The organism is Desulfovibrio sp. 1188_IL3213 (genome assembly GCF_036763145.1).
Lineage (GTDB): Bacteria > Desulfobacterota > Desulfovibrionia > Desulfovibrionales > Desulfovibrionaceae > Desulfovibrio.
The window spans coordinates 1-9,425 of the sequence record NZ_JBAIYR010000056.1; the positions used below are offsets into that span (position 1 = coordinate 1).

Below are 9,425 nucleotides of genomic sequence, written 5' to 3' on the forward strand. Positions count from 1 at the left end.
CTTTGGCAGGGATACACGCCGCAGGGCCTCGCGGCGGAAGCCGACCTTGTGCGTAACGCCTCACGTTGCAACATGCGCCTGCCCTACGGCTTCACCGTCGACGCCAAGTACCGCGACACCCCGGCGCAGAAGGATCTGGCCGATTGGGCCGAATCCCTCACCCCGGCCTATTTTTCGGCCTGCACCAACTCGGCCACGGCCTACAATGCCGCCGACACCACGAACATCGGCTTTTATTGCAACAACAGGGGATATAAGCGCACTAGCACGGTCTATCATGACAATGCTCAAGTATATCCTGATGTGTCGTATTGCGCCTTCGCCCTGGCCACCAACTACAGCCTGCCTGATTCCGCCATCACCATGAAGTTCAAGCAGCTTGACGGCATTGAGCCTTCGCCGCTGACAGAATCCCAGCTTGCCGTCCTGAACTCCCGGCGCATCAACAGCTATGTGTATATCGGCAACACGTCGCGCACTGTGCGTGAGGGGGTGCAGGCTCTCGACACTTGGTTTACCGACACCCTGGTCAATCTCGACAATTTCCGTGAAGAGCTGCAGGTCGAGGTCTACAACGTATTTCTGCGCCAGCCGAAGGTCCCCTACACCAGCGCCGGGCAGAACATGCTTGTGTCTGCTGCGGCGAAGATATGCCGAAAATACACCAGAAACGGTGTGTTTGCCGACAGGGACGTGGAAGCGGCAACGCTCGAAAGCGGTTACACCACGCTCCCGGCCACGGCCATTGAGCCCGTGCCGGTGCCCTTCGCTACCACTTCGGAACGAGCCTCGCGCACGGCACCGCCCATCCTTATCACCGCCTATGAATCTGGGGCTTTCCACAAAGTAAGCGTCAAGGTCGACGTATATAATTAAGGAGCAGGAACATGGCCAGAACCGTTTACAATCAGAAAAACCTCGTCCTCACCGTGGACGGAACAACTATTCAGGATTTTTTCGAGGGCGCGTCCATCGTGTTCACCTACGACGGTGGCGAAGTAGATAAAACGCAGGGGACCGACGGGGCATCCATCAATATTGCAACCAACCAGGGCGCGACCATTAAATTCACGTTGCGCGAAACATCTCGCAGTCGCCAATTTTTGTCCGACCTGCGCAAGCGCCAGTACAACGGGGGTGCCGGGGTGACCGTGGTTCTGCGCACTGGTGCAGACGTTTTGGAAAACATGACTGATGCATACATCGGCAACCCCGGCGAACTTTCGACAGGTGACAAAAAGCAGGGTGGCATCCAGTTCACGATGATGAGCGCAGAGCACGAATCCAGCAACATGTCGACCTCTGGCGGCAACCTGGCAACGTCTGGGCTCACCTCATCCGTCAGCAATCTGTACTAAGGGCAGCAATCCATGAATAGCACCAATATGACCTTCATTGGCATCGGCAGTAACCGCTATGCGCTCGATATGCTCAATCCTATGGATGCCATTGCCTGGGGAAATCGAGCTCTTGCCCTTTTTGGCCCTGCTTTGGGTAGGGTGGTTAACTCCATAGATTTCGAAAAGCTTCAGGGGTTGGATTTGTCAGCGATGGGGCTGGCCGAAGTCGGCGGCAAAATGCAGGCCCTCATATCTGCTGCCCTAGCGTCTTGCGGCGAACTCAAGGCGGCAGAGGCCACGGCCATGATGACCGACGCCTTGCAGCGCTGCTACACCCCCCAGAATGAACCTTTGGCCGACGCTGCGGTGTTCAATAGCTGGTTCAGGGATCACCCGGGAGATTTGTACCCGTTGGGCATCATGGCTCTGGTGAAGCTGGTGAAAGATTTTTTTCCGAGTCAGCTCGTTACCGCAGCGAGCGCCTTGGGGAAGAGTTCGGGCACTCAATAGAGATTCCGTCGGGATGGGAGGCAGACGCCTACGCAGGGCGCGTGCTTGATTCCGGGTATGTCTCATTTGTTGACCTCACTAGCGGGAAGGTCAGTATGCGCGAATTCTTCCGTATCCTGCGCATCCTCGATTGGAACCAATACGCCAAGGGGCAAGCAGAGGCCATGGCAAAAGCGGAGCAAGGATAATGGCAGTAGCCGACGAACTGGTCACAATACTCGGCGTTGACATAGCCAAGAACGCCATTGCGAAGCTCGAGAGCTTCAAGAACGGTATCGATAGCGTAAAAAACACGTTGCTCGGCCTCTCTGTGGTCATTACTGGCGCTGCGGCCACAATGGGGCTCATGGTCAAAGGTGCTGCTGACGAAGCTGCGGAACTGCAAAAACTTTCCGACAAAACAGGTGTCAGCACCGATGCCCTGCAAGAGTGGGGATACGCCGCTAAAAAGGTTGGTGGTGATTCCAAGGCGCTGCATGGTGACCTGCAGACGTTGCAGGAAAAATTCATGGGAACGGGCAAGGACGCGGAAAAAACGCTGCTGTCACTGGCCGACCGAATGAAGGGGATGTCAGGAAGCCAAGCTCAAAATCTCGGGAAGGGATGGGGTCTGTCTGACGATACCATAGCCCTTTTGCGCAAGGGGCGCGATGGAATTGAAGATCTTCGCAAGGAGGCGCACAAGCTGGGCGGAGTTATTCCGGCCGGCAGTATCAAGCGGGCGGCAGATTTCAAGAAGCAGCTCGCCGAGTTGCAATTCGCTTTCCACGGCCTGACAAGCCAGGTCGCCATTGCCATGATTCCCGCACTCTCGCGCGCGGTTGAAATTTTCAAGGGCTGGATGGAGAGCAACCGGGAATGGATAAGCCTTGGCCTTGAGGCCCTGATGACGGGTGTAGTTAGCGGCTTTGAGCGATTTTGGAATATTTTGAAAAAGTTCACCGGAGTTTTTGATCCAATACTCAATGCTATGAGCCCATTTTTTGAAGGTCTGGAGGCTGGTGAAGTGGTCATGCACCTCGTGACTGGTGCGCTGGCTGGGCTGCTGGTGCTCTTTTCCCCGGTTATAGCGAAGCTCGTCCTCATCGGCGCAGCCGTTGCTGTTGCGGCGGCGGTGTTCGAGGATTTATTTTCATCTGTAACTCAGGGTAAGGGGTATTTCGCTGACCTCTTTGCCGCCTTCGAACAGCGGTGGCCTGGCCTTGCCTCTGCAATTAAAAAAATTGGTGCTTTCTTTAAAGAATTCATCATAGACATAATCAAAACAATCCCTGAAATAGCAAAAACTGTCTTTGATGGAGCGGTAAAGGTAGTAACTGGATTCCTAGACGTTCTTGAAAGCATAGTAAATTTCGACTTTGGCAAATGGGCAGAAGAATCCAAAGAGAAAATCATACGGGTATGGGAATCAATAAAACAGTTTTTTAAAGATCTATGGAAGGAAATTAAAGGATATATCCCAGAAATCCCTGATATTGGTGCCATTGCTGGAAAGGCAGCGGGGTCGGTGACCAATGCACTCGGCACCGCAGCTGAGTGGTTCGGATTCGGCGGTGATGACAAAAAGAAGAGCGCTCCCGCACCCTCGACCATCCCCGTAGGCGGTCAACCTGCCGCCGTTCGGCTGCCATCCACTCATGGCGCGCAGGGGACTCAATATACTGATAACCGTACACAGAACTTTAATGTGGCAACCTCCAACCCCCAACAAGCTGCGGAAGCGGCTGCGGCCTTGGCCAGCGGCCAGCCCGTGGGAACTCCCGGCGTAGCTGCCCCGGCAATGTAGAAGGCACGGTGACATACGCAATGCAGACATCACAAACTGGAGCCCCGCATCAGTCAAATGGCTTACTTCGCGGTGGGCCTCTTGTCGCTGGGGTGGAGGTTTCTGCCCTGCTTTCCGAGGCACATAATCTATCTGCAACGGCAACAAAGCTATCGCTTGAATCCGGCGAACAGGTGACGGATCACGTTATTGTGAGCCCCGACGACATTTCTGTTGTGTTCACAATGTCCAATGCTGGCACGGGCGCTGATGCCGCGCGAGACGCTTTTGAGACGTTCAAAAAAATGCGCGATGAACGGGATCTACTGGAGCTTGTTACAGAGCATCACGTCTATGAAAACATGGTCATTGTTGGTTTTAACCCAATGCACCAAGCGCCTTACAAGGGTGCACTCAATATCACCCTACACCTGCAGCAGATCAACTTTGTTGAACTGCAGGCTGTCGGTCGGTCGCCACAGAATTTGAATGACAAGACGTCAAAAACGGCTGCCGCGAAAACAAACGCTGGGCAGCAGGACGTGACCGATGACAGGACCCTTTTGCAAAAACTAGCGAAGAGGCAATAGCCCATGCCGTCCATAATTCCGATGTCACCTGCTGGAGAGCGCACGGTTACGGTCAATGTTGGACCGGACGTCTTTATTTTTCGCACGTACTTTGTGTCCGGGCAGGACGACCATTGGCTGCTGGACATTCTGGACGCGCAGGAAACGCCGCTCATTACCGGGATCAATCTGATCCCTGGAGTTGACAATCTGCTCAAGGGAATGGGGGATACCCTCAAAGGGTACCAGCTCCATCTGCTCGTCGAAAGCGGTACTGAAAAGGATCTGGACGCATTGGGAAACACAATGTCCTTGGTTTGGTTCAATCCCGGCGAGGACAACCCCGCAGTGCCATCAGACCCTATGGACACCATCGGAACGGAGATTGTGCCATGGTAGGCAACGGCAATGCACTGCGGCCCTGGTTACGGCGTATCGTGGTTACGCTTGGCCCACTTGAAGAATGGCGCGGGCGCTCTCAGGGGCAGATCGTGCGCTTTGAAAGCGACGGTACACCAAAGGGGTTGAAAGTCACCGGCACAATCCAAAAGACGGTAATGGGCATGCCAAGCCCATCGCAGATCAGCGTGTTTAACTTGGCCAGGGATACTCGGGACGCTATCCGTGGGAGCCTGACGAAAATCACAGTACAGGTCGGCTGGAAAAATACCGAACTGCATACACTTTTTCAGGGCAGCATCCTATCAGCGATTTCCGAGCGCAACAGCGCGGATATTGTCACAAAAATTAGTGCGCTACCGGGATATGGGGCGGTTGTGCGCGGGGTATCATCCAAAACCTACGGAGCGGGCACCCCCGTGCGGGATGTGGTTAAAGACATGGCCAACGATCTGCCCGGATTGACCATAGCCGACAGTGGCATAGAGGGCATCAGTGGCAACCTCGGCGGGGGAGGGTGGAGCTACGCGGGAAGCACAAAGGATGGGCTGACTCAGCTCGCCAATGAATTTGGTTTTTCGTGGTCCGTGGACGATGGAAAATTCAAGGCGCTGGGCGATAAAGCCACGTTTGGCGGGTATGCGGAGCTTAACGGCAAGAAAGGCGGATTAATAAGTGTGGTGCCATTGCTCACAGGCCCCATGCAGATACAGACCGGCGTGAAGATTAAAGCATTGTATGTGCCAGGCATCACCACTGGGTCATCTGTGAGAATAAACAGTGAATTGTCCCCAAAGCTGAACGGCACATATCGTGTCCATACTACCAACGTGAGTATTGATGCTTACAGCGATCAGTGGACCATGGACATCGAGTCTTTCAAAAACAGGTAGCACAGGTAAGCAACATGGCAGACTGGAGCATCACATCACAATCCGAAGCCTTCGGCATGCAGTTCAACCGCATGGCCGGGCAGATCCGCTGTGCTATGCCGGGCATAATTCTGAGCTTCGACCCATCAACGCAAACGGCAACGGTACAGCCAGCCCTACAGATGCAAGTGAACCTCGGCGACGGCGTGAAACATGTCGATTTGCCCGTGATAACTAATGTGCCCGTAGTGCTGCCCTTTGCACAGGCGGCCGGGTTGTTGCTTACGCTGCCAATCAGGCCGGGTGATGAATGCCTGATGGTGTTCAGCGACAGGGCTATTGATAATTTTGTACAGGGCGGAGGCATCCAGCCCACGGCCTCCTCAAATAGCGCTGATACTGCAACCCCGCGCTCCCATAGCCTTTCTGACGCCATCTGCATTCCCGGTATAGTCAGCAACCCCCAGGCGGTACCGGAGTACAGCACCGAAAATATTGAACTACGAGACCGAGAACGCAAACAGTATATTAGCCTGGGTCCCGAGGGAATTGTGATTACTGACGGTGTGGGAATTATGTCTATGAAGGAAGGCAAATTCAGCCTGATAACGCCTGATGTTGCCACTATCGAAAGCAGCAACATGACCCTTGGCGGCGATGGTGGCAGTAAGAACGAGCTCGAAGGTGGCCTTAAAAGCCGTAGCGGAACATTTGTGGACAAGAACGACATAGATTCATCTGGGCACAAGCACACAGGCATACAGCCCGGCAATGCAAACACCGGGAGCGCGACGGCATGACGTGGGATCTGAAGCTCAACCCCGGCACTCGCGACTTGGCGCCCGGAATCGTCACGGGGCCAGATGAAATAGTACAGCGCTTGCTTACGCGCCTGAAGCGGGAGCTTGGAGAATGGTTTTTGAACACTTCGGCAGGGCTGCCCTGGTACCAAGAGGGCAGGGGCATCCTTGGGGCCAAATCTAGCACCAAGAGGGCTGTGGACCTGCTCATCCGACGTGAGACCTTGGGCACTGATGGCGTCGAGCGCATCATCAAGCTCAACACTCTGTTCCCAGCTGGTGGGCGCACCTACACAATGTATATGGAAGTTTTCGTCACCGGGGCCGGGGTTATGCCCATAAGCCTTGAAGGGGAATACTGATGGCTGAAAACGGCATTGATTACGGCATGACTTCACAGGGGTTCGTGCCTAAGCGACTGGCGCAGATCCTTACCGATCTGAATGGGAACATCGCCGACATCGTGGACCCGGGAACGGGCGAATTCCCTTTCCAGAGCGCCACAGACGACAGTATCTTGCAACAGGTACTCGGCGTGTTTGCGGAAGGCCTTTCCGAATGCTGGGAGGCCGCTTACAACGGAGCTGTCCAGTTTGACCCATTGAAAAATAGTGGTGCCGGTCAGGCAGGTACTATCCAGCTCAACGCAATGCTCCTGAAGCCCGGTGCATATACCATTGTTGAAATGGAGCTCACTGGAAAGAACGGTACCACTGTGCCCAAGGGCTCGCGCATAGCATCTCAGGACGGATTGCAGGTATTCGCCACCCTAGAACCCATCTTTATAGGCGCGTCAGGGACGGCCACGGTGCAGGCGGAATGTACGGTCAAGGGAAATATTGAGCCAGAACCCGGCGCCATCCTCTCCATTCAGACCCCGCAAGCAGGGTGGCTCAATGCTAGGAACATATCAATCGTGGCTGTGGGAAGTGTGCAGGAGACGGAAGCAGAGGCTCGCCGCCGACAGCAGAGATCCACGTCCCTTACAAGCTACCGCCAGATAGAGGCCATTTACGCATCCGTGATGAATGTTTCTGGTGTTACATTCTGCAGGGCGTACCAGAACCGCGAGACTTTTCCGGCTGATGCTCGCGGCATCCCCTTCAAGGAGGTCGCGGTGGTGGCCGAGGGCGGGGCTCCCAGAGAAATAGCGCAGGCGTTATTTCTGCGCTTCCCCGTTGGCGTGATTGGCTATGGCAACGTGCATGAAATTTTTTACGATAACCAGGGTATATCCCACGTTATCAGTTTTTCACGCCCCACTGAGATTGCAATTTATGTGCAGGTTGACATTACCATAGTTAACCGCGCCGACTTCCCAGACACCGGGGCAGAACTAATTAAAACAGCCATTGTCGATTATGCTGACTACGGAGGTGCGGGAAATGACGACGGTTTCCCGCCTGGCGCGTCAATTATTTGCTCGCGCCTGTATACCCCCGTGAATAGCGTTGCCGGACATAAAGTAACGGGGCTGCGCATTGGCACGACGGCCGATGCCCTCTCAGAGTCCGACATCCCCGTTGAGTGGGATCACGTCGGTAGATTTGATGCATCGCGCATCGTGGTCAATGTGACCGCTGGGGTTTAAGCATGCCGATACCCTCATTTTACAAGGTGGACTTCGATCCGTATCGCAAAGACCTGATCGAGCAGGCCCTTGGGCGCATGCTGTCACAACACTACGATAAATGCGTTCTGCGGCAGTTCGTTGCGGCCATCATGTCTGAGGTGCAGGATCTTTATGATGCGCTTATCGACCTTCAGGAGATGCGCACCCTGTATGCAGCCCGAGGGTCAAACCTCGATGCCCTTGGGCGCATTGTTGGAGAAGGACGCGCACCGTACCAGTACGATGAATCCCGCTACATGTTTGCAGATCGAGCAGGGCAAAAACCCGATTCGTCGTTTGTCTGGTGCGATGGAGCTCCTTTTTCTGCATTTATACCTGTTGAAGATGAGCAGTACCGCGTAAATATCCTGACCAGAATAGTAAAAAATCATACGCTCGTGGCCTCTATCCCTGAGATGCAGCATCTAACGGAGATGCTCACAGGCAACCTCGTGTCATACGAAAAAACGGGGCCAATGGAAGTTACTGCTATCGTGCCATCCACGATAGGCACAACGGCTCTTAATGTGCTCACAATGCATGCGACGACACAACGTGTTGATGATGCATTTATGCTGCCGTACCCGGCCACACTCTCATTCAGTGGCATTGTTGTTTACGTCCCTGACAAATTCTTTTGCTCCGACCGAGCGAATGAACAACGCTGCGACCATGCGCCCTGCGCAGTGGGCGTGCCATCTCAAATAGGAGGCTGACTATGGCCATTGCAGAACGCCTTATTACAATGCTTGGACAGTGGGCCAAGGGCGCACAGACCAACATCCCAACGCCGCCAGTACCCGGCATCGCGTACCGCAATGCTGGGCTGACGGCCGCAGATATAGAGGGCGGCCAAGCGTATGATAAAGTTTACGATTCCGCGCGCTACAATCAGGTAGATTTTCTCACAACGGGGATTGTACAGGCCGTGGAGCAATACGGCATTCTGCCCTGGAGTTCGCTCACCAATTATCCGGCCAGCGGTATCTGTATGGGACTCGATGGAGTGATATATCAAGCGCTTCAACCTTCTGGCCCCAACAACGGAGGTGCGCAACCGACCAATAACGCCGCATTTTGGAAACACGCCATAGCACAGCAGCAAATGGACCCCGTAGGCGGCATCAGGTTTTTTGAAGATGAGATGCCCCGACCGGGATATGTTGAGTGCAATGCGGGCATCGTTACCAATTTTTCCACGCGATACCCGCAAATGGCCGCGTACCTCGAAACCCCGTGGGGGCAGAGTCGTCTTGTATCGAGCCTTGCAGAGTATGAGGCCCTGCACACTGCGATCTGGCACACGAATGCAGACGGCACAACAGTGGGCTGGCAAGGCATCGGCGGTGTAGCGAAGTTCTGGTGGGACAAAACCGCCGACACCCTGAAAATGCCCGACCTTCAGGACATGTTTCAGGGCGCGGCAGGTCCCTCTCTCGGCGTGGGAGACGTGCAAGGGGATGGTGAGCGTAGGAAAAGCGGCAAAGTCTCGCTGTTGTTTCCTGGCGGCTTTGAAACTTCGACAACCGCAGGAGTGTTCAAAACATCTGGTGCACGC

The 9,425-nt window shown here is 54.5% G+C and carries 12 protein-coding genes; all 12 read left to right on the forward strand.

What is annotated here, in order from left to right; genetic code table 11:
• On the forward strand, nt 1-876 hold an 876-nt coding region (locus tag V6C16_RS04520; RefSeq protein WP_333542817.1), incomplete at its 5' end, for a DUF3383 family protein.
• 11 nt (nt 877-887) lie between these two features.
• The gene (locus V6C16_RS04525; protein WP_333535548.1) at nt 888-1,358 is read left to right on the forward strand and encodes a hypothetical protein; all 471 of its coding nucleotides are present in this window, start codon (nt 888-890) and stop codon (nt 1,356-1,358) included.
• Between the two features lie 12 nt (nt 1,359-1,370).
• Nucleotides 1,371-1,850: a phage tail assembly chaperone gene (locus tag V6C16_RS04530; protein WP_333535549.1), complete on the forward strand. Its 480-nt coding sequence runs from the start codon at nt 1,371-1,373 to the stop codon at nt 1,848-1,850.
• Between the two features lie 187 nt (nt 1,851-2,037).
• The gene (locus V6C16_RS04535; RefSeq protein ID WP_333535550.1) at nt 2,038-3,636 is read left to right on the forward strand and encodes a phage tail protein; all 1,599 of its coding nucleotides are present in this window, start codon (nt 2,038-2,040) and stop codon (nt 3,634-3,636) included.
• 20 nt (nt 3,637-3,656) lie between these two features.
• On the forward strand, nt 3,657-4,205 hold the full coding sequence (locus V6C16_RS04540; protein WP_333535551.1) for a phage baseplate protein: 549 nt from the start codon (nt 3,657-3,659) through the stop codon (nt 4,203-4,205).
• Nucleotides 4,206-4,226: 21 nt separating this feature from the next.
• Nucleotides 4,227-4,583, forward strand: coding sequence for a phage baseplate plug family protein (locus V6C16_RS04545; RefSeq protein ID WP_333535552.1), 357 nt, complete (start codon nt 4,227-4,229; stop codon nt 4,581-4,583).
• Nucleotides 4,577-5,476, forward strand: a complete 900-nt coding sequence (locus V6C16_RS04550; RefSeq protein WP_333535553.1) for a baseplate hub protein — start codon at nt 4,577-4,579, stop codon at nt 5,474-5,476. Before V6C16_RS04545 ends, V6C16_RS04550 begins: the two co-directional genes overlap by 7 nt.
• 14 nt (nt 5,477-5,490) lie before the next feature.
• Nucleotides 5,491-6,255, forward strand: a complete 765-nt coding sequence (locus tag V6C16_RS04555; RefSeq protein ID WP_333535554.1) for a Gp138 family membrane-puncturing spike protein — start codon at nt 5,491-5,493, stop codon at nt 6,253-6,255.
• Nucleotides 6,252-6,617: a hypothetical protein gene (locus V6C16_RS04560; RefSeq protein ID WP_333535555.1), complete on the forward strand. Its 366-nt coding sequence runs from the start codon at nt 6,252-6,254 to the stop codon at nt 6,615-6,617. Before V6C16_RS04555 ends, V6C16_RS04560 begins: the two co-directional genes overlap by 4 nt.
• Nucleotides 6,617-7,846, forward strand: a complete 1,230-nt coding sequence (locus V6C16_RS04565) for a baseplate J/gp47 family protein (protein WP_333535556.1) — start codon at nt 6,617-6,619, stop codon at nt 7,844-7,846. Before V6C16_RS04560 ends, V6C16_RS04565 begins: the two co-directional genes overlap by 1 nt.
• 2 nt (nt 7,847-7,848) lie before the next feature.
• Nucleotides 7,849-8,583 (forward strand): DUF2612 domain-containing protein, encoded by a 735-nt coding sequence (locus V6C16_RS04570; protein ID WP_333535557.1) that lies wholly within the window; start codon nt 7,849-7,851, stop codon nt 8,581-8,583.
• Between the two features lie 2 nt (nt 8,584-8,585).
• Nucleotides 8,586-9,425, forward strand: an 840-nt coding sequence (locus V6C16_RS04575; RefSeq protein ID WP_333542818.1) for a hypothetical protein, incomplete at its 3' end; no start/stop codon positions are given.